This window comes from Frondihabitans sucicola, assembly GCF_030296615.1.
Lineage (GTDB): Bacteria > Actinomycetota > Actinomycetes > Actinomycetales > Microbacteriaceae > Frondihabitans > Frondihabitans sucicola.
This window is the reverse complement of record NZ_AP027732.1, coordinates 3,168,778-3,187,902: the sequence shown is the minus strand read 5'-3', so window position 1 is coordinate 3,187,902 and position 19,125 is coordinate 3,168,778. Positions and strand designations below refer to the sequence as shown.

Below are 19,125 nucleotides of genomic sequence, written 5' to 3'. Positions count from 1 at the left end.
TCGCCGACGATGTTCGGCGGATACCTCGATCGCCCCGACCTGACCGACGACGTCTTCACGGCGGACGGCTGGTACCGCACAGGCGACCTGGCCAAGATCGACGCCAAGGGCTTCCTCCACATCACGGGTCGAATCAAAGACGTCATCAACCGCGGCGGCGAGAAGATCCCGGTCGTCGAGATCGAGAACCTCCTGTACCAGCACCCGATGGTCTCGGACGCCGCGATCGTCGCCATGCCCGACCCGCGTCTCGGCGAGCGCGCCTGCGCGTTCGTCGTCGCGGCGAAAGACGGGGCCCACCTCGACTTCGCCACCATGCAGAAATACCTCGGCGACGCCGGCGTGTCGAAGTACTACTGGCCCGAGCGGCTGGAGTTCATCGACGAGATCCCGCGCAACGTCGTCGGCAAGGTCCAGAAGAATCTGCTTCGCGACCGCGCCGCCGCACTCGTCGCCGCCTCGAACACCGCCGTCAAGGAGAAATGATCATGACCACCACGACCGCCGCCGCTCAGGCGGCCACGTTCGACGAAGCCGAGTTCCAGGCGATCAAGGCCGACATCACCGCCTGGGTCGAGGGCCCGGGCGAAGACTACGCCGACGAGATCGAGGCGACCGGCCAGGTGCCCGGCCGTCTGCTCCCCGAGTTGCGCGACCGCGGCTACCTGAGCCTCGCCGCGCCGGTCGAGCTCGGTGGCCGAGGCATCCCGTTCTCGCGCTATCTGGAGCTGATGGAGATCGTCTCGCGGTCGCATGCCTCCATCCGCATGCTCGTGCACGTGATCAACGGCACCTGGCGCGCCATGGTCCCGTTCGCGACTCCAGAACAGCTCGACGAGGTCGTGAAGCCGTCCATCGCCGGCACCAAGCTGGTCGCGTTCACGCTGACCGAGGCGACGGCCGGAACAGGGCAGGATCTCCGCACCACGGCGCGCCTCGAAGGCGACACCTGGTACCTCAACGGCGAGAAGCACCTCATCACGTTCGGTGTGAAGTGCGACTACTGGTTGATCGCCGCGCGCATCGAGGGTTCGACGGCCAAAGACGGCTTCGTTGCTTTCCTGATGCCGAACAGCGGGCTGCCGGGTGCCGAGGTGATCGACGACTCCGAGACCATGGGCGTCCGGGGCACCGACCACGCGATCCTGCGCTTCACCGAGACGCCCGTTCCCGCCTCCGCCCTTCTCGGCGAGCAGGGCGACGGCCTCAAGGTCGCCCTGGGCGGCTTCCTGCTCCCGAGTCGTGTGTCGGTCGCCATGAGCGCCGTCGGCCTGGCCGAGCGCGCGCAGCAGCTCGCCGTCGAATACGCCAACACGCGCGAGACGTTCGGCAAGAAGCTGTCCAGCCGCCAGGCGATCCAGTTCTACCTCGCCGAGAACTACGCCGACATCGCCGCGGCGCGCGCGCTCGTGATCGAGGCCGCCAAGGCCTACGAGGAGGATCGGGCGGATGCCGGCGTCCTGTCGAGCGCGTCGAAGATGGTCGCCGTCGACATGCTCGCTCGCGTCACCGACAAGGCTCTGCAGGTCCACGGCGGTCAGGGCTACTGGAAGCGCAACAAGATCGAGCGCGTCTACCGCGACGCTCGCGCGCAGCGCTTCGAGGAAGGCACGAACGAGATCCAGAAGCTGGTCGTCGGGCGTGCCGTCGTCACCGGCGCCGTCTCGTACTGATCCCTCTCCACTCCCTCTGACGAAAGGCCTGACTTGGCTTCCGAAACCACCCCCGCCCGCTCGCGCTGATCACGGGTGCCTCCCGCGGCATCGGCAAGGTGCTCGCCCTCAAGCTCGCGAAGCGCGGCGTCGATGTCGTCGTCACGTTCAAGAAGAACGCCGAGATGGCTGAGGCGACCCTCGCCGAGATCCGCGCCCTCGGAGCCGACGGGATCACCGCCCAGCTCGACGTCGAGCAGCCCGAGTCGATCGAAGAGCTGTTCGCGACGGTCAAGGCCAGCTACGGCAAGCTCGACATGTTCGTGGCGAGTGCGGCCGCCTCGGCGTTCAAGCCGGTCTCGCAGCTCAAGCTGCACCACCTCGACCGCAACTATGCGACCAACATTCGCTCGTTCGTGCTGGGTGCTCAGGCCGCCGAGGCGATCATGCCGAACGGTGGCAGGATCGTGGCGATCACCAGCTACGGCTCTCTGCGGGCGTTCCCGACCTACGCCTCGCTCGGCGCGGCGAAGGCCGCCAACGAGGCCTACGTCAAGTTCATGGCGACCGAGTTCGGTCCGCGTGGCATTACGGTCAACGCGGTGAACGGCGGCCTCATCGACACCGATTCGCTCGACTACTTCTACGACTCCGTTCCCGGGATGGCTCCCATGCAGACCGTGATCGACAAGATCCCCCTGCAGCGCAAGGGCACGGCGGACGACGTCGCCGACGCGGTCGACTTCCTGCTCTCCGAGAAGGCGGGCTACATCACGGGCCAGACCCTGTCGGTCGACGGTGGCCTCACGGTCGTCGCCCCTCCGTTCTGGGCCGACACGACCAGCCCGCTGCGCGAGGCGGTCCTCGGTGGCTCCGACGCCTCCTGACCTCGCAACCGGTACCGAGCCGGTCCTCCCGCTGACGCAGACCCCGTGGGCGCTCGGCTCCCTGAAGTTGTCGCATCGGGTGGTCGTGGGCAGCATGCACACGGGCCTCGAGGTCCGTGACGACGGTGGTCAGGCCCTGGCCCGGTTCTACCAGGAGCGGGTCGAGGGCGGCGCCGATCTCGTCATCACGGGTGGCCTGGCCGTCAGTTCGGAGGCGCGCGGCGGTGCCGACTACTCGGTGCTCGGCACCGCGGCCTCCGACGCACGGTTCGAACGAGCCGTGGCTGCCGTGCACGAGGCCGGGGAGCGATCGCCGCGCAGTTGTTCCACGCCGGACGCTACGCGCTGGCCGACGGCCTCGTCGACGACGTCGGGAAGCCCGTTCAGGCCGTGGCGCCCTCGGCCGTGGCATGGCGGGGCGCGCGCGGTGCCGTTCCGCTCGCGCTCTCCCCGGACGGCGTGGAGAAGACCCTCGCCGACTACGCTCGGGCGGCGCGGGCTGCCGAGGTGATCGGCTTCGACGCCGTCGAGATCATGGCGTCCGAGGGCTACCTGATCAACCAGTTCTGTTCACCGATCACCAACCTGCGCGATGACGAGTGGGGCGGCTCGCCCGCTCGCCGTCGCCGTTTCGCCGTCGCGGTGGTCGATGCGGTCCGCGCGGCGGTGTCACCGGGATTCCCGGTGAGCGTGCGCGTGTCCGGTGACGACCTCATGCCCGGCTCGTCGACCCCGGACGACGTCGACGCCCTCGTCCTGGCCCTGGTCGAGGCCGGCGTCGACGGCATCAGCGTCGGAGTCGGCTGGCACGAGTCGCGCGTGCCGACGGTGCAGGCCGCCGTGCCGCACGCCGTCTGGGTGCCTTTGGCCGAGCGCATCGCGGGCGTGGTCCGTTCCTCTTCCCGACCTCAGGTCGCCGTCATCGCGAGCAATCGGCTCACCGACCTGCGTGACGCCGAAGACGTCCTCGCCCGTGGCAAAGTCGACGCGGTGGCCCTGGCGAGACCTTTCCTCGCCGATCCTGCGATCGTCGCCAAGAGCACCTCGGGCCGGTTCGATCTCGTCACCACCTGCATCGGCTGCAATCAGGCCTGCATCGACCGGTCGCTCTTCGGCAAGGCCGTGTCGTGCCTGGTCAACCCGCGCGCAGCCCGCGAACTCGAGTTCCCGCTCCTCCCCTCCGGTGCCGTACGCCGTGTGGCCGTCGTCGGCGCGGGCCCCGCGGGTCTTGCCGCGGCCCTCGACCTAGCCAGGCGGAACAACGACGTCACTGTCTTCGAGGCGCGTTCCTCGCTCGGCGGCCAATTCGACCTCGCCGCGTCGATCCCGGGGAAGGAGGATTACGCGGGCCCCGTCCGCTCGATCCGCGCCGAACTCGACCTCCTCGGCGCCCGGATCGTCACCGGCACCGCCGTGGGGGCGCAGGATCTCGTGGGCTACGACCGCGTGATCGTCGCGACCGGCGTCGAACCGCGCCGCCTCGATCTGCCCGGCATCGACCTCCCGCACGTCCTCACCTACGAGCGGGCTCTGCGCGACGGAGTCCCTGCCGGAACCGTGGCGATCATCGGCTCCGGTGGCATCGGCGTCGACACGGCGGCCTACCTCGTCGAGTCGGGGCACGAGGCGGTGCGGGCCGCCGCATTCGTGCACGCCAACGGCCTGCCTGTCGACGCCGTGTCGGCCTCCTCCCGGCCGCAGCGGCGCGACGCGACGCGCCCTCACCCCGTCCGCCCCGGCTCCGAGGTCACGATCCTCAGCCGCTCCGGCAAGTTCGGCAGCGGTATCGGCCCCACCTCGCGGTGGGTCGCCGTCGGTCGCCTCCGAGACGCGGGCGTGAACTTCCTCGACCACGTGGCGTACGAGCAGATCCTGCCCGGCGTCCTGGAGGTCTCGACCACCTCCGGCGAGATCATCGCGGTGCCGGCCGACACCGTCATCGTCTGCGCCGGTCAGGAGCCCGTGAACCTGCTTGCCGCGTCTCTGGCGGCCGCCGGCATCCCTCACGAGGTCATCGGCGGAGCGCTCGACGCCCGAGCGGTGGACGCCGTCAGGGCGACGACCGAGGGCCTCGAGTCCTCCCGTCGCGTCTCGCCCTGAGCGGGCCCCGAGCGTCCCGCCCCCGCTCCTCGTTTCCCATCCGCTCCTCCTCCGGGAAGGTGTCGTCTCTCCCACTGAGCTTTCCCTCCGGGTGAATTCACCGGAAGGGAAAACCACCACACGACCCGCGCACCGTTTTCCTCCGGCGTGAATTCACCGGGACGGAAAACGACTCTCGCGTGCGGGCAGTGGTTTGCAGAGCGAGTGAATTCACCGGGACGGAAAACGACTCTCGCGTGCGGGCAGTGGTTTGCAGAGCGAGTGAATTCACCGCCTGGGAAAACGAGTCACGTCGATCGTCCTCGGTTTGCCCGTGGGTGAATTCACCGGCGGGGAAAGTGAGCGCGGCGAATGCGGCTGGTTTTCCTTTGGGATGAATTCACCCGGAAGGAAAAGACGCCTGGGGAGGGGAGCCTCTCCGCGAGGGCGGAAGAGAGAAGGGCGTCTCGCCGGGCGGCGCAGGCAACCGGGCGTCGACTCCTCCCCGGATCGCGACACGGGGTGCAGGCAGCCCTCGCCTGTGGAGAACGGAGGCGGCGACGGCGCGAGCTGGCGAGAATCGAGCCATGACACCTCGGCTCAGACGCACACCAGACACCGACACCCCGTGGCTCGACCCGGTCATGGACCCGTTCGAAGCGATGGCACAGCCCGTGCGCCGGTACTTGGTCGAGTTGTTGGCCGTGTACGAGGCACCCACGGGCGAGATCGCCGAGATGGTGCAGCATCACCTGGGGGTGGGGTGGCCGACCGTCACGAAACATCTGCGCGTCCTGCACTATGCGGGCTTCGTGCGGGTGCGCCAGGAGTGGTCGACTCGTTACTACCGACTCGACGACGCGGCCATCAAGCGACTCGAAGATCGGGTGGCCGACCTGAGACGCGCATTCGACGACCGACGCGGCGACGGGTATCACGTGCCCGCGCTGCAGGAGGAGGCGCGCTGGCCCGGGCCCCGACCCGAACGGGACACGGGGGAGGAGGGATTCGACCTATCGGCTCGGGTCTGACACAATGAGAGGTCGAGTCTGCGGCCACCCGACCCTCTAATCAGGTGGCCGAGGTGCTGATTCAGCACCGCCAGACCCCTTAGAGCTTTCGAGCCGAGTGTGCACCCCACGCTCACGGCTAGCAACTCGCCCCAAATAAATGCCTACAGGAGAATTGTGGCTGTCAAGATCCGTCTTAAGCGTCTCGGTAAGATTCGCGCCCCGTACTACCGCATCGTCGTCGCCGACGCGCGCACCAAGCGCGATGGTCGTGTCATCGAAGAGATCGGTCAGTACCACCCCACAGAAGAGCCGTCCTTCATCCAGGTCGACTCCGAGCGTGCGCAGTACTGGCTCGGCGTCGGCGCCCAGCCGACCGAGCAGGTCGCTGCGATCCTCAAGCTCACCGGCGACTGGGGCACCTTCAAGGGTGACAAGAACGCCGTGAGCACCGTCAAGACCAAGGCCGACAAAGAAGCCTTCGTCGCCGACGAGAAGAAGAAGCCGGTCCTGGTCCCCAAGACCGAGAAGGCTGCCCCCAAGGCCGAGGCTCCGACCGAGGCTCCTACGGACGCCGCGACCGACGAGTCCGCCGACAGCACCGAGGCGTAGTCAGTGCTCGCACCTGCACTCACCCACCTCGTCCGGGGGATCGTCGATCACCCGGACGAGGTGCAGGTGGTCGCGAAGACCTCCCCGCGCGGCGACGTGCTCGAGGTTCGTGTCCACCCCGAAGACCTCGGCCGCGTCATCGGTCGCGCCGGGCGCACCGCCAAAGCGCTCCGCACACTCGTCACCGCTCTCGCTGACGGCAAGCGCGTGCGCGTCGACGTCGTCGACACCGATTTCTGATTCGGTGGCTTCTGACGCAGTGCCCACGCAAGACGACGGTCGAACTCGCCTCCGGGTCGGGCGCCTCACGAAGGCGCACGGTCTGAAGGGGCCCTCAAGCTCGAACTCTTCACCGACGCCCCGGAGAAACGCTTCGTTCCCGGCGCGACCTTCTCGCTCCAGGTGCCGAAAGAATCGCCCTGGCACGACAAGACCATCGAACTCGCCGAACTCCGCTGGTACAACTCGCACCCGGTCGGCTTCTTCAAGGGCATCGACGATCGCACCGCTGCCGAGACCCTCGTCAAGGCGATCCTCTGGGTCGAGCACGAAGGAATCGAAGTCAGCGACGAACCCGATGCCTGGTTCGACCACCAGCTCGTCGGGCTGTCCGTGGTCCGCGAGGGCGTCGAAGTCGGCACGGTGTCTCGCGTCGACCATCTCCCCGCGCAAGATCTCCTCGCCGTCGACAGCCCGTCCGGCGAAGTCCTGGTTCCGTTCGTCAGCGCCATCGTGCCTTCTGTCGATCTCGCCGCCGGAGTGATCACCGTCACGCCTCCGATCGGTCTGTTCGAAGAGGTCCCCGACGACGAGCTCGCAGACGAGAAGACCTCGGCGCAAGCAGGGGCCGAGGGCGAAGCGCAGGATCCCGCGGATCCTGCCCCCGAAGACTGAGTCACCCGCGATGCGCATCGACATCGTCACCATCTTCCCCGAGTTCTTCTCGGTCCTCGACGTCTCCCTGCTCGGCAAGGCCCGGCAGCAGAAGCTCCTCGACGTCACCGTCCACGATCTGCGCGACTTCACCCACGATCGGCACCGGACCGTCGACGACACCCCCTACGGCGGTGGTGCCGGCATGGTCATGAAGCCCGAGCCGTGGGGCGAAGCACTCGACGCCGTCCTGGGCGGCACACCCGACGGGACCGTCATGGTGGTTCCGTCGCCCGCAGGGCGACCGTTCACGCAGAAGGAGGCGCGTGAGCTCGCCTTCGCACCGCGTCTCGTCTTCACCTGCGGCCGCTACGAAGGCATCGACCAGCGCGTCATCGACCACGCGGCGACTCGTCCGGGCGTGGAAGTCCGCGAGATCAGCCTCGGCGACTACGTGTTGAACGGCGGCGAGGTGGCCGCGATGGCCATGATCGAGGCTGTCGGTCGTCTGGTGCCCGGCGTCGTCGGCAACCCCGAGAGCCTGACCGAAGAGAGCCACGAGGACGGGCTTCTCGAATACCCGAGCTATACGAAGCCGAGCGTCTGGCGTGAACTCGAGGTTCCCGCGATCCTGCTCTCCGGCAACCACGGCGCGATCGACTCGTGGCGTCACGACCAGCAGCTCGAACGAACCCGCAGGGTCAGGCCCGATCTACTGCCCGACGACCCGGCCTGACCTCCAGGCGGCCAGCAGGGCCCACCGGCCGGAAGGCCGGAAGGCCCGCCGCGTCGGATCAGCCGCGCGCGGTCAGGACCAGGGGGCCGTCAGGCGTGATGGCCACGGTGTGTTCGACGTGGGCCGTGCGCGAGCCGTCCGCGCTCCGGAGTGTCCAGCCGTCGTCGTCCGTGTAGATCTCGTCGGTGCCGACCATCAGCCAGGGCTCGATGGCGATCACGAGACCGGGCCGAAGCGGGAATCCGCGCCCCGCTCGCCCGTCGTTCGGCACGTGCGGGTCGCCGTGCATCTCGGTGCCGACCCCGTGTCCGCCGAACTGCAGATTGACCGAGTAGCCGGCGGCGTGGGCGACTTCTCCGATGGCCGCCGAGATGTCGCCGAGGCGGCCGCCGGGCTGGGCTGCCGCGATGCCGCGAGCCAGAGCCTCCTCGACCGTGGCGATCAGAGCGTGATCCTGCGGGCTCTCGTCGCCACCGACCACGAAGCTGACTGCGCTGTCGGAGACCCAGCCGTCGACCTTCGCCGCGAAGTCGAGGCTCAGCAGGTCGCCCTTGGCGAGGCGGTAGTCGTGGGGAAGTCCGTGCAGGACCGCGTCGTTGACCGACGTGCAGATCACCTTGCCGAAGGGGCTGGCCCCGAACGACGGGTGGTAGTCGATGTAGCAGCTCTCGGCGCGCGCGGCCGTGATCATCCGGTGAGCCAGGGCATCGATCTCGAGCAGGTTCGCTCCCGGGACGGAAGCGGCGCGGGTGGCCTCGAGAACGGAAGCGACGAAGCGTCCGGCCGGTCGCATGGCGTCGAGTTCTCCGGGCGTGCGTAGATCGATCATGCAGCCATTGTTCACCGTTCGTCCGTACGCTCGATGACATGTGGCTGCGACGCGCTTGGTATCGGGCTCTCTGGGTAGCCGTTTTCGTGCTGCCGCTGTGGGTCTTCCTGGGGCGGGCCTTCTTCGGCGCGCCCCTCGGTTACCAGTTCCTGGCGCAGGTCGTCCTGGTGCCGCTGCTGTTCGTGGCGCAGCTCGTGGCCACGCTGGTGGTGTTCCTCCGCCCGTCGGTCCGTCGTGACCGCGCCGTCTCCTGGATCGACGTCGGCGTCCTTGCCCTCTCCTGGCTCGGCCAGCTGGCGATCGGTTTCTTCCTCGTCGACTCCGCGTCTTCGCGTCCTGCGGCCTCGGCCTTTACCGCTCTGGTCGGATCGTCAGCGCTCGACCTCTCGACTGCGCTGTCGGCGGCTGGCATCGGCCTCACCATCGTGGCGGGCACCGCACTGCTCGGGCTGGCCGTCTGGCAGGCGGTGAGAGACGCGAAGGCGTCGTTCGCGCGCGCCGTCGGCGGCTTCGACTCGGCGGGTGCAGCACCCGGCTGGGCCGACGACAGCGAGCACACGATCCGCATCACGCCTCGCGCATAGCGCCGACGCCCTCCGCTATGGCACAATGGTTGTTTGTGCCCGCGCACGACTCTGCCACAGGGGAGTCGGCCTTCACGAGGCACGAATTCCTTTTGTAGTGTCCTCCTCCAGGAGGACTCCGAACCGCGGTCGACCTGTGGCGGTTGCAGAGAGCGAAACATTATGAGCCACATCCTCGACAGTCTGGATGCAGCGTCGCTTCGCAGCGATGTCCCCGACTTCCGCGCCGGCGACACCGTCAAGGTCCACGTGAACATCATCGAAGGCACGCGCTCGCGTGTCCAGGTGTTCCAGGGCGTCGTGATCGGCCGTCAGGGCGACAGCGTCCGCGAGACGTTCACCGTCCGCAAGGTGAGCTTCCAGGTCGGCGTCGAGCGCACCTTCCCGGTGCACTCGCCGGTCATCGACCACATCGAGCTGGTCAGCCGCGGCGACGTTCGTCGCGCCAAGCTGTACTACCTCCGCGAGCTGCGCGGCAAGAAGGCCAAGATCAAGGAGAAGCGCGACAACTAGTCGCTGCGCTGACACGTTCAGCCCTTTCACCGAAACAGAGCTCCCCGTCCAGTACGATTTGGCGGGGAGCTCTGGTGGTTAAATGACAGATAACAGCACGTTCATGGGCAGGTTGCGGCGGGGGTTGCAACTGCCGTCCATCGGCGCCTCCTCGGGCGGCTCGACCGCCGGTGGGCCCGCATCCGAGGGCTCGGCCTCGTCCGACTCGTCCGATGCCGAGTCCGGCGATCGTCGGCCTCGCAACGGCCGACGGCCCCGCAAGAAGAACAGCGTCGGCCGCTTTCTCCGCGACCTCGTCATCATCTTCCTGGCCGCACTGCTCATCTCGTTCCTGATCAAGACGTTTTTGGTGCGCTCGTTCTACATCCCCTCGGCCTCGATGGAGAACACCCTTCAGATCAACGACCGGATCATCGTCAACGAGCTCGTCCCCAAGGTCACCCCGATCAAGCGCGGCGACGTCGTGGTCTTCAAAGATCCCGGAGGCTGGTTGACCGGTGAGCAGCAGGCGTCCAGCACGACGGGGAACCCGGTCGTCGACGGCGTCCAGTGGTTCCTCACGCAGGTCGGCCTCGGCACACAGGACAGCGACGACCACCTGATCAAGCGCGTCATCGGCCTGCCGGGCGACAAGGTCGCCTGCTGCAACGACTTCGGCCAGATGACCGTCAACGGCGTGCCGCTCGACGAGCCGTACACGAAGCTCCCCGACGGGGTGACGCGAGAGTCCCAGAACGACTTCTCGGTCACCGTCCCCGCCGGTTCGCTCTGGGTCGAGGGCGACAACCGCTACAACTCGGCCGACAGCCGGCTGCAGACCAACACCCCGAGCAAAGGATTCGTGCCGGAATCCGATGTCGTCGGCCGAGCCTTCGTGATCACCTGGCCGGCCAGTCGCTGGTCCTGGCTCGACGACTACCCCTCGGTCTTCCGCGGCACCGACAAGGCGGCGCAGTGACCGCGGGCGGAGCGGCGTCATGATGGCCGTCGTCGATCCCACGCTCGAATTCGAGCGTGAGCTGCACGAATCCGGCGCGCACTGGGTCGTCGGCTGCGACGAGGTCGGCCGCGGAGCGATCGCCGGCCCGGTGGCCGTCGGCGTGAGCGCCGTGCTGGCCCGCTGCGACCCGCACCCCGACGGCCTTCGCGACAGCAAGATGCTGAGCGAGAAGCGACGCGAGACCCTGTACCCGCTGGCGCAGGCGTGGGCGCACGCGTCGGCCGTCGGGCTGGCCGAGGCGGAGGAGGTCGACCGGTTGGGCATCGTGGCGGCTCTCGGGCTCGCCGGCCGGCGGGCCCTTGTGCACCTGCACGAAGCCGGAGTCCGCATCCTCGACTCCGTGATCCTGCTCGACGGCAGTCACGACTGGCTGACTCCGGCCATGACAGCGGCTCCGAAAGTCGTCACGCGCATCAAGGCCGACCGCGATTGCGCGTCCGTTGCGGCCGCCTCGGTGATCGCCAAGGTCCACCGCGACCGCATGATGATCTCGTACGACGAGGTCTATCCCGGCTACGGCTGGGCCGGAAACAAGGGGTACGGCTCCGCAGCGCATTTCACCGCCCTGGGCGAACTCGGCCCGTCCCCGCTGCACCGCCTCACCTGGCTGCACTGACGCCCTTCGCGTGGCGTCAGGTGCCATTCGCGGTGCGTAGGATGGACGCTCGATGGACGAAGACGATTTCGAAGACTACGACCGAGAGGTCGAACTGGCTCTGTATCGCGAATACCGCGACGTGGTGTCGCAGTTCCGCTACGTCATCGAGACGGAGCGCCGCTTCTACCTCGCCAACGAGGTCGACCTCGTGCGGCGCGACACCGAGCACGACTTCTACTTCGAGCTGACGATGAACGACGTCTGGGTGTGGGACGTCTATCGATCGGATCGCTTCGTCAAGTCGGTCCGAGTGCTCACCTTCAAAGACGTCAACGTCGAAGAGCTGACCACGCGCGACCTCGAGCTGCCGAAAGAGCTCGCCCTCGACGAGTAGGCCCGCCGCCTCTTCTCCACAGGCCTCGTCGCGCGGCGAGTTGTCCACGGTTCTCGCCTCCGGCTGATCCGGCCGCTTCTTTCTCGAGATCCTCGAGAGAGGAGGTCGACATGACGACAAACAGAGAACTGGGGATCCGCGGCGAACAGCTCGCCGCCGAGTACCTCGAGGGCGCCGGCTACCGGATCATCGAGCGCAACTGGCGGTGCCGCGACGGCGAGATCGACATCGTGGCGGCCATCGACGACGAGGTCGTCGTCGTCGAAGTCAAGACCCGCACGGGGCACGGGGCAGGCCATCCGTTCGAAGCGGTGACGCCCGCGAAGGTCGTGCGGCTTCGGCGGCTGGCCCTGGGCTGGGCGCACGAGCACCCGCTCGAAGGGCATCGACTCCGGATCGACGTGGTCGGCGTGACCGTGGGCGGCGCCTCGGGATGCGAAGACGGCGAGACGGTCGAGCACCTCCGCGGGGTCGACGCATGAGCGTCGCCCGCACGCGCGTGATCACCCTGATGGGTTTGAACGGCTCCGTCGTCGAGGTCGAAGCCGACCTCAGCGACGGCCTGCCGGGGTTCCTCCTCATCGGCCTGCCCGACGCGTCCCTCGGGGAGGCCCGCGATCGGGTGCGGGCGGCGGCGGCGAACTCCGGCTGCGTGCTGCCGCCGAAGAAGCTCACCATCAACCTGTCGCCGGCGTCCCTGCCGAAGCACGGTTCGTCGTTCGACCTCGGCATCGCCGTCGCCGCCCTGGCGGCGGCCGATCTCGTGTCGCACCGCTCGATCTCCGAGGTCGTCCACCTCGGTGAGCTGGGTCTCGACGGGAGGCTCCGCCCGGTCCAAGGCATCCTGCCGTCCGTGCTGGGTGCCGCGCGCGCCGGCGCCGAGGTCGTGATGGTGCCTGCGGCCAACGCCGAGGAGGCCTCCCTCGTGCCCGGCGTGCGCGTCGTGGGTGTTGCATCGCTTCGGGAGGCGGCCATCTGGCACGGGGGCGATTTCACGTCCATCGACGTCGATCCGGTCCTGTCCTCGGCCGCTGCGCCGCAGAGTGCGCCCGAGCTGGAGCTGGCCGACGTCATCGGCAACACGGAGGCCGTCGAGGCCCTCATCGCCGCGGCCTCCGGGGGCACCACCTCCTGATGGTCGGGCCACCCGGCGCGGGCAAGAGCATGCTCGCCGCCCGGCTCCCGGCACTCCTGCCCGACCTCGACGTCGATGCTGCGCTCGAGGTGTCCTCGGTCCGATCCCTTGCCGGACTCCCGGTCGACGGTCGACTCGAGACGAGGCCCCCGTTCGAAGACCCGCACCACTCGTGCAGCGCGGCTGCACTCATCGGCGGCGGCAGCGCCGTGCTCCGCCCCGGTGCCGCCTCCCGGGCGACGCGCGGGGTGCTCTTCCTCGACGAGGCTCCCGAGTTCCCGATGTCGGTGCTGGACTGCCTTCGCCAACCGCTCGAATCGGGTCGGGTGGTGATCCAGCGGTCGCGGTGGAAGGCCGAGTTCCCGGCCCGGTTCCAACTGGTGATGGCCGCCAACCCCTGCCCGTGCGGCCACTACGGCTCCCGCGACGTCGCCTGCAGCTGCTCCCCGTTCCAGCGGCGACGGTACCTGGGGCGACTCTCCGGCCCTCTGGTCGACCGCATCGATCTGCAGCTCCGCGTGAATCGGATCAGCTCATCGCAGTTTCGCCTCGCCGCCGACGGGGTCGCCTCGACCGTCAGCACGGCCGAAGCGCGGAGCCGGGTCGCCGCGGCGCGCGCGCGGGCCGCCGAACGTCTGATCGGCACACCCTGGCGGCTCAACGCCGAGGTTCCCGGGCAGTGGTTGCGTTCGGGTTCACGCCGCCTCACGCCGCACGAGACCCGGGTCATCGACGGAGCACTGGAGGGCGGTCGGCTGACGATGCGCGGCTACGATCGCGTGCTGCGCCTGGCGTGGACCCTCGCGGATCTCGCCGCGGCGCCTCGCCCGACGGCAGAGCACGTGGCGAGTGCGCTCGCTCTCCGGAGGTCGCTGTGATCCGGGGCCGCGTCTTCGACCTGTTCGACCAGTCCGACATCACTCGTGCCCTGCGACTTCTCGGCCGCGACGATCCGAGCGACGACGCTTTCGCCTCGGCACTCTGGTCGTGCCTCGTCGAGCCGGGCGACGCCGTCGGGGAGTCCTCCGATCGGCCTTCGGCCCGGCGTCGGCGCTGTCCGCACTCCGCCTCGGTGATGACGATCTTCGTCGCGCCCTCACCGAAGCCGGGGTGAGCGACGCCGAGCGGTTCGACCTCTCGGCCGCCCGGGAGCGATGGGCACCACGCAACACCGCGGTCCGCTACCGCACGGCGCTCCGCTGCGCGGCGACGCTCGGCGTGCGACTCGTCGTTCCGGGCGACGTCGAGTGGCCCGTGGGGCTCGACGACCTCGGGCTGCACGCGCCGGCCGCCCTCTGGGTCCGGGGCGACGCCTCACACCTCTCCGCGGGCCCGAGCGTCGCTCTCGTCGGGTCGCGCGCCGCCACGGCCTACGGCGAACAGGTGGCGGGCGAACTCGCCGACTCACTGGTGTCGCACGGTATCGGAGTGCATTCCGGCGGGGCCTACGGGATCGACGGGATGGCTCACCGCGCCGCCATCGCAGCCGACGGCTCGACCGTTGCCGTGATGGCGGGCGGCGTCGACCGCTACTATCCGTCCGGGCACCACGAACTGCTGACCCGGGTGGCCGAGCACGGGGCGGTCCTCTCCGAAGCGGCGTGCGGTACAAGTCCGAGCCGCTGGCGTTTTCTTCAGCGGAACCGCCTCCTCGCGGCCATGACCGGTGCCACCGTCGTGGTCGAGGCCGGGCATCGGTCCGGGGCGCTCAACACCGCAGGGCACGCAAGAGCTCTCGACCGCCCCCTCGGCGCCGTTCCCGGTCCCATCACGTCGCCGTCGTCGGCAGGATGCCATCGGCTGCTTCTCGAGCCCGAGGTCACCTGCATCACGGGCGCCGCCGACGTCCTGCAGTTGCTCGAGCCGGGGCTGATACCTGCGACGGCCGGCAGGCATGATCGCCCGACCGGGCTCGATCGCCGGAGCCCGGCCGAACTCCGCGTTCTCGACGGTCTCGGGCGCCGAGCGAAGCACGTCGGCCGGCTGGCGGTCGAAGCCGGCTTGGCGGAGGCCGAGGTGCGCTCGACCCTCGCCGTGCTCGAACTGTCGGGCCTGGCACAGGAGCGCGAGCACGGGTGGATCGCAGCCCGGTGACGCGCCCTGCACTCGCCCGACACTTCGGGTGGGCGTGGCTAGGGTGGGCACGTGACTTCAGCAGGGCTTGCGCCGATTCCCGACTTCACGGTCGCACACCTCAGCGACACGCACTTCCTGGCCGACGCGGCCCGGTGGGGCGGTGTGATCGACACCGATGCGCAGGTCGTCAGCGCGCTGCGCCAGCTGGAGCGGTCCGGCCGTCGACCCGACGCCATCGTCGTCACGGGCGACCTGACCGACCTGGGCGAACCCGACGCGTACGCGCGCCTCCGCGCGCTCGTCGAGCCGGTCGCCGCGGAGCTCGGCGCGCAGGTGGTCTGGGTGATGGGTAACCACGACGAGCGCGAGGTGTACTCCCGCGAGCTCTTCGATCTCGACCTCGCCGGGCCCGCAGAAGACCATCCGCAGGATCGCGTGTACGACGTCGGGGGCCTCCGCATCGTGGCCTTCGACAGCACCGTTCCCGGCTACCACCACGGTGACATCAGCCCGCGCCAGCTCGAGTGGCTGGCCGGAGTGCTCGCCGATCCTGCGCCCCACGGCACGCTGCTCGCGCTGCACCACCCGCCCCTGGCGACACCGCTCGAACTGATGAACATCCTTCAGCTCCAGCATCAGGCCGAGCTGGCCCGGGTGGTCGAGGGGACGGATGTCCGAGCCATCCTGGCCGGGCATTTCCACTACTCGACCTTCGGTCTGTTCGCCGGCGTCCCGGTCTCGGTCGCCTCTGCGACGTGCACGACGATGGACCTCGGGGCCCCGCGCGACGAACTGCGGCAGATCGACGCCCTGCGCTCGTTCTCCCTCGTGCACGTCTATCCCGACGGGATCACGCACTCGACCGTCCCGGTCGACGAGTACGCACCGCTCGGCGGATTCGATGCCGACGTGCTGGCCCGCCTCGAGGCCATGCCGCCCGATGAACAACTCGAAGCCTTCTCGCGCAAACGACCGTCGCCCGAGGCCGACTGATCGTGGCCGCCGCGCTGCTGCAACACGACCTCGAGTTGTTCCTGGAGCACCTCCGGCACGGGCGGGCTCTGAGCGAGAACAGCATCCGCGGCTACCGGAACGACCTCGACTCGCTGCTGGCCTTCATCGAGGCGCGAGTCGACGGGGACCCCTCGACCGCCGGCCTCGACCTCGACACCCTGCGCGACTGGTTGTGGCAGGGCACCGAGCAGCACCTCGCTCGCGCCACGATCGCCCGGCGCTCGGCGTCGGTCCGGGGCTTCACGCGGTGGTTGCACGAGAGCGGCAGGATCCCGGCCGACGTCGGCGTCCGTCTGCGCGCTCCCAAAGCCGAGAGCCGTCTGCCCCGGGTGCTCACGCGACCCCAGATCGACGGGATCCTCCAGAGTCTGTCGGCGGCGGCCGCCTCCGGCGAGCCCGGCGCCCTGCGCGATCTCGCGGTCGTCGAGCTGCTCTACGGTTCCGGCCTGCGCGTCGGAGAGCTCGTCGGCGCCGATCAGGGCGACGTCGACCTGGAGCGCCTCACCGTGCGGGTGCTCGGCAAGGGCGCGAAGCAGCGCGTCGTGCCCTTCGGCGTGCCGGCCGCGGCGGCACTCGGCCGCTACCTCGAAGGCGCACGGCCGGTATTCGCCGCTCACGCCGGAGCCGACGCGGTGGCGTTCTTCCTCGGGCGATCGGGGCGACGACTCGGCTCTCGCGCCGTCTACACCCTCGTCGCGCGGCTGCTCGAGCCTCTCCCCGGCTCCGGGCCGGCCGGCCCGCACTCCCTGCGTCACACGGCTGCGACGCACCTTCTCGACGGCGGCGCGGATCTGCGGGCCGTCCAGGAGCTCCTCGGCCACGCCAGTCTCGGCACGACGCAGATCTACACGCACGTCTCCACCGAGCGCCTGCGCGAGAGCTACCGGTCGGCGCACCCGCGGGCCTGACCGCTCGAGGCCGACGTCAGCGCCGGGTGGGCAGCAGCACGGCCCGTCGCACGTCGCCGAGGAGGAGCAGCGGCGAGACGTACTCGCCGTCGATCCGTGCGCCGAGATGGAGGCAGGTGTCGGCCGAACAGTGCCCCGGCTGAAGAACGCCGATCGGCTGCCCGCGCTGGATCGGGTCGCCTCGCGCCACGGTCGCGACGACCGGTTCGAAGCTGGAGAGAACGCCGCCGTCGTGCGCCAGCGACAGCACCGGCCGGTCGACCACCACCCCGGCGAAGTGGACCACCCCCGAGTCCGGTGCGAGGACGACGGCGGCCGGCCCGGCCGACACATCGATGCCGCGGTGGCCGGGCGACCACTTCTCGGCCGGAGCCTCGAAGTCGCGGACGACGTCGTGGGGGAGCGGGACCGGCCACGACCAGCGCGGGGTCGGGTCGTGGGCGCGGGAACCGGTGCCGTGCTCGCCGACGGCAGCCGTGCTGGACGAGGAGGGCCCGATCACCACCACGAGGAGCACGGCGAACGCGGCGAACAGCCCTGGGGCAAGCGCGCCGGGCATGCGCCCGCGGGGAGGAGCACAATCGAACGAGACCTTCATGGGGAAAGCCTGCGACGTCCGCGGGAGTGTTCGAAGCGCGTACTGTGCATCTGTGCACAACGATTCGTGCATGCCGATCTGTGGGGGAGCGGCGATCACGAGTCGCTGCTTCTCGCGAGAGAAAGTAGAACAAAGTGTCCGAAGCTGTGAGCAGCGATACACCGGCCAGCGAGAAGAAATTGAATCGGCGGGTGACGGCCCTCGCCGTCGTCGCGGCCATCGGTGGCTTCCTGTTCGGCTTCGACTCGTCCGTCATCAACGGCGCGGTGAATTCGATCGGGAAAGAGTTCGATATCCCCGACGCCGCCTCCGGCATCGTCGTCGCGTCCGCTCTGATCGGCTGTGCGGTGGGCGCTTACCTCGGCGGCCGCTTCGCCGATCGCTGGGGCCGTATCCGCGTGATGGTCATCGCCGCGATCCTGTTCCTGGCGAGCTCGATCCTCGCGGGTCTCGCCTTCGCCACGTGGGACTTCATCATCTGGCGTCTCGTCGGCGGCCTCGGCATCGGCATCGCCTCGGTCATCGCTCCCGCCTACATCTCCGAGGTCTCTCCCAAGGGCATCCGCGGTCGTCTCGGCTCGTTCCAGCAGCTCGCCATCACGCTGGGCATCTTCGCCGCCCTCGGCTCCGACCAGCTGTTCGCCGTCATCGGCGGGTCGGCCGACGGCATGATCGGCCCCTTCCCCGCCTGGCGCTGGATGTTCCTCGTCGGCGTCATCCCCTCGGTGGTCTACGGCATCCTCGCGCTGCGGCTTCCCGAGTCGCCTCGTTACCTGGCCGGTGAAGGGCGCCGCGACGAGGCTCGAGACGTCCTCAAGCAGATCGTTCCGACGGAGACCGTCGAGACGAACCTCCACGACATCGAAGACGCCATCAAGAAAGAGGCGGCCCTCACCAAGAAGTCGAGCATCCGCGGGCCCCGCTTCGGCCTGCAGCCGATCGTCTGGGTCGGCATCATCCTGGCCATCTTCCAGCAGTTCGTCGGGATCAACGTCATCTTCTACTACTCGACGACGCTCTGGCAGGCCGTCGGCTTCAAGGAGTCCCAGTCGTTCCTGATCTCGACGATCACATCCGTCGTGAACGTCGCCGTGACGTTCGTGGCCATCGCCCTGGTCGACAGGGTCGGGCGTCGACCGATGCTCCTCGCCGGGTCGATCGGCATGACGATCAGCCTGGCCTTCATGGCGATCTCGTTCAGCCAGTCGCACATGGTCAACGGCTCTCCGCAGCTGCCCGGAGCCTGGGGGCCGATCGCGCTGGTCGCGGCGAACATCTTCGTCATCTCGTTCGGTGCCACGTGGGGTCCGCTGATGTGGGTCCTCCTCGGCGAGATGTTCCCGCCGACCATTCGCGCTGCCGCCCTCGGCATCGGCTCCAGCGCCAACTGGATCGCCAACTTCGTCGTCACAGTCGCCTTCCCGGCGCTGGCCGCCGTCAGCCTGTCGCTGTCCTACGGGATCTTCGCCCTGTTCGCCTTCCTCTCCCTGATCTTCGTGTACTTCAAGATCAAGGAGACCAAGGGGAGGTCGCTCGAAGAGATGGGTGCCGACGCCGTTCCGGCATCCGCTTAGAAGACACGCCAGGACGACCCCAGGATCCCACCGCCTCGCGATCCCCGCGAACG

The 19,125-nt window shown here is 68.9% G+C and carries 21 protein-coding genes and 3 pseudogenes; 22 read left to right on the top strand and 2 right to left on the bottom strand.

What is annotated here, in order from left to right:
• The first annotated feature begins 9 nt into the window (after positions 1-9).
• The 10 genes and pseudogenes from QUE79_RS25705 (at position 10) to trmD (ending at position 7,849) form a co-directional block, all read left to right on the top strand.
• Positions 10-486, top strand: a complete 477-nt coding sequence (locus QUE79_RS25705; protein WP_350271714.1) for an AMP-binding enzyme — start codon at positions 10-12, stop codon at positions 484-486.
• Positions 487-488: 2 nt separating this feature from the next.
• The gene (locus QUE79_RS16420) at positions 489-1,673 is read left to right on the top strand and encodes an acyl-CoA dehydrogenase family protein (protein WP_286344008.1); all 1,185 of its coding nucleotides are present in this window, start codon (positions 489-491) and stop codon (positions 1,671-1,673) included.
• 65 nt (positions 1,674-1,738) lie between these two features.
• Positions 1,739-2,539 carry an SDR family oxidoreductase gene (locus tag QUE79_RS16415; protein WP_350271713.1) on the top strand — a complete coding sequence of 267 codons (801 nt, stop codon included), beginning with the start codon at positions 1,739-1,741 and terminating at the stop codon, positions 2,537-2,539.
• A pseudogene (locus tag QUE79_RS25700) lies at positions 2,451-2,831 on the top strand (oxidoreductase); the annotation flags it as partial. The gene QUE79_RS16415 and the pseudogene QUE79_RS25700, both read left to right, overlap by 89 nt.
• A gap of 17 nt (positions 2,832-2,848) precedes the next feature.
• Positions 2,849-4,639: an FAD-dependent oxidoreductase gene (locus QUE79_RS16410; RefSeq protein WP_286346754.1), complete on the top strand. Its 1,791-nt coding sequence runs from the start codon at positions 2,849-2,851 to the stop codon at positions 4,637-4,639.
• Positions 4,640-5,205: 566 nt separating this feature from the next.
• Positions 5,206-5,649 carry an ArsR/SmtB family transcription factor gene (locus tag QUE79_RS16405; RefSeq protein WP_286344007.1) on the top strand — a complete coding sequence of 148 codons (444 nt, stop codon included), beginning with the start codon at positions 5,206-5,208 and terminating at the stop codon, positions 5,647-5,649.
• 156 nt (positions 5,650-5,805) lie between these two features.
• A complete protein-coding gene (gene rpsP, locus QUE79_RS16400) occupies positions 5,806-6,240 on the top strand; it encodes a 30S ribosomal protein S16 (RefSeq protein WP_286344006.1) in 435 nt (144 codons plus the stop codon).
• Between the two features lie 3 nt (positions 6,241-6,243).
• Positions 6,244-6,480: an RNA-binding protein gene (locus tag QUE79_RS16395; protein WP_286344005.1), complete on the top strand. Its 237-nt coding sequence runs from the start codon at positions 6,244-6,246 to the stop codon at positions 6,478-6,480.
• A gap of 4 nt (positions 6,481-6,484) precedes the next feature.
• A pseudogene (gene rimM, locus QUE79_RS16390) lies at positions 6,485-7,134 on the top strand (ribosome maturation factor RimM).
• Positions 7,135-7,144: 10 nt separating this feature from the next.
• A complete protein-coding gene (trmD, locus tag QUE79_RS16385) occupies positions 7,145-7,849 on the top strand; it encodes a tRNA (guanosine(37)-N1)-methyltransferase TrmD (protein WP_286344004.1) in 705 nt (234 codons plus the stop codon).
• A gap of 58 nt (positions 7,850-7,907) precedes the next feature.
• Here trmD and map read toward each other — a convergent pair whose 3' ends face one another.
• Positions 7,908-8,678, bottom strand: coding sequence for a type I methionyl aminopeptidase (map, locus tag QUE79_RS16380; protein WP_286344003.1), 771 nt, complete (start codon positions 8,676-8,678; stop codon positions 7,908-7,910).
• A gap of 38 nt (positions 8,679-8,716) precedes the next feature.
• Here map and QUE79_RS16375 point away from each other — a divergent pair, with 38 nt between their 5' ends.
• The 11 genes and pseudogenes from QUE79_RS16375 (at position 8,717) to QUE79_RS16325 (ending at position 16,900) form a co-directional block, all read left to right on the top strand.
• Entirely contained in the window at positions 8,717-9,262 is a 546-nt protein-coding gene (locus QUE79_RS16375; RefSeq protein WP_286344002.1) for a hypothetical protein, read from the top strand.
• A 162-nt stretch (positions 9,263-9,424) separates the two neighbouring features.
• Positions 9,425-9,775: a 50S ribosomal protein L19 gene (gene rplS, locus QUE79_RS16370; protein ID WP_055958791.1), complete on the top strand. Its 351-nt coding sequence runs from the start codon at positions 9,425-9,427 to the stop codon at positions 9,773-9,775.
• Positions 9,776-9,857: 82 nt separating this feature from the next.
• Positions 9,858-10,733, top strand: coding sequence for a signal peptidase I (lepB, locus tag QUE79_RS16365; protein WP_350271564.1), 876 nt, complete (start codon positions 9,858-9,860; stop codon positions 10,731-10,733).
• Positions 10,734-10,755: 22 nt separating this feature from the next.
• On the top strand, positions 10,756-11,391 hold the full coding sequence (gene rnhB / locus QUE79_RS16360; RefSeq protein ID WP_286346752.1) for a ribonuclease HII: 636 nt from the start codon (positions 10,756-10,758) through the stop codon (positions 11,389-11,391).
• 52 nt (positions 11,392-11,443) lie between these two features.
• Complete coding sequence (locus QUE79_RS16355) at positions 11,444-11,767, top strand: DUF2469 domain-containing protein (RefSeq protein ID WP_286344001.1); 324 nt, start codon at positions 11,444-11,446, stop codon at positions 11,765-11,767.
• Between the two features lie 110 nt (positions 11,768-11,877).
• Positions 11,878-12,249: a YraN family protein gene (locus tag QUE79_RS16350; RefSeq protein WP_286344000.1), complete on the top strand. Its 372-nt coding sequence runs from the start codon at positions 11,878-11,880 to the stop codon at positions 12,247-12,249.
• Positions 12,246-13,780, top strand: a pseudogene (locus tag QUE79_RS16345) (YifB family Mg chelatase-like AAA ATPase). Before QUE79_RS16350 ends, QUE79_RS16345 begins: the two are co-directional and overlap by 4 nt.
• On the top strand, positions 13,777-14,016 hold the full coding sequence (locus tag QUE79_RS16340; RefSeq protein ID WP_286343999.1) for a hypothetical protein: 240 nt from the start codon (positions 13,777-13,779) through the stop codon (positions 14,014-14,016). The pseudogene QUE79_RS16345 and the gene QUE79_RS16340 overlap by 4 nt, the downstream one beginning before the upstream one ends.
• Positions 14,013-14,996 (top strand): DNA-processing protein DprA, encoded by a 984-nt coding sequence (dprA, locus tag QUE79_RS16335; RefSeq protein ID WP_286343998.1) that lies wholly within the window; start codon positions 14,013-14,015, stop codon positions 14,994-14,996. The genes QUE79_RS16340 and dprA overlap by 4 nt, the downstream gene beginning before the upstream one ends.
• A 51-nt stretch (positions 14,997-15,047) precedes the next feature.
• On the top strand, positions 15,048-15,971 hold the full coding sequence (locus QUE79_RS16330; protein ID WP_286343997.1) for a metallophosphoesterase: 924 nt from the start codon (positions 15,048-15,050) through the stop codon (positions 15,969-15,971).
• 2 nt (positions 15,972-15,973) lie between these two features.
• A complete protein-coding gene (locus QUE79_RS16325; protein ID WP_286343996.1) occupies positions 15,974-16,900 on the top strand; it encodes a tyrosine recombinase XerC in 927 nt (308 codons plus the stop codon).
• Between the two features lie 16 nt (positions 16,901-16,916).
• Here QUE79_RS16325 and QUE79_RS16320 read toward each other — a convergent pair whose 3' ends face one another.
• Positions 16,917-17,498, bottom strand: a complete 582-nt coding sequence (locus tag QUE79_RS16320) for a M23 family metallopeptidase (RefSeq protein WP_286343995.1) — start codon at positions 17,496-17,498, stop codon at positions 16,917-16,919.
• A gap of 146 nt (positions 17,499-17,644) precedes the next feature.
• Here QUE79_RS16320 and QUE79_RS16315 point away from each other — a divergent pair, with 146 nt between their 5' ends.
• A complete protein-coding gene (locus QUE79_RS16315) occupies positions 17,645-19,072 on the top strand; it encodes a sugar porter family MFS transporter (RefSeq protein ID WP_286343994.1) in 1,428 nt (475 codons plus the stop codon).
• Positions 19,073-19,125 lie beyond the last annotated feature (53 nt).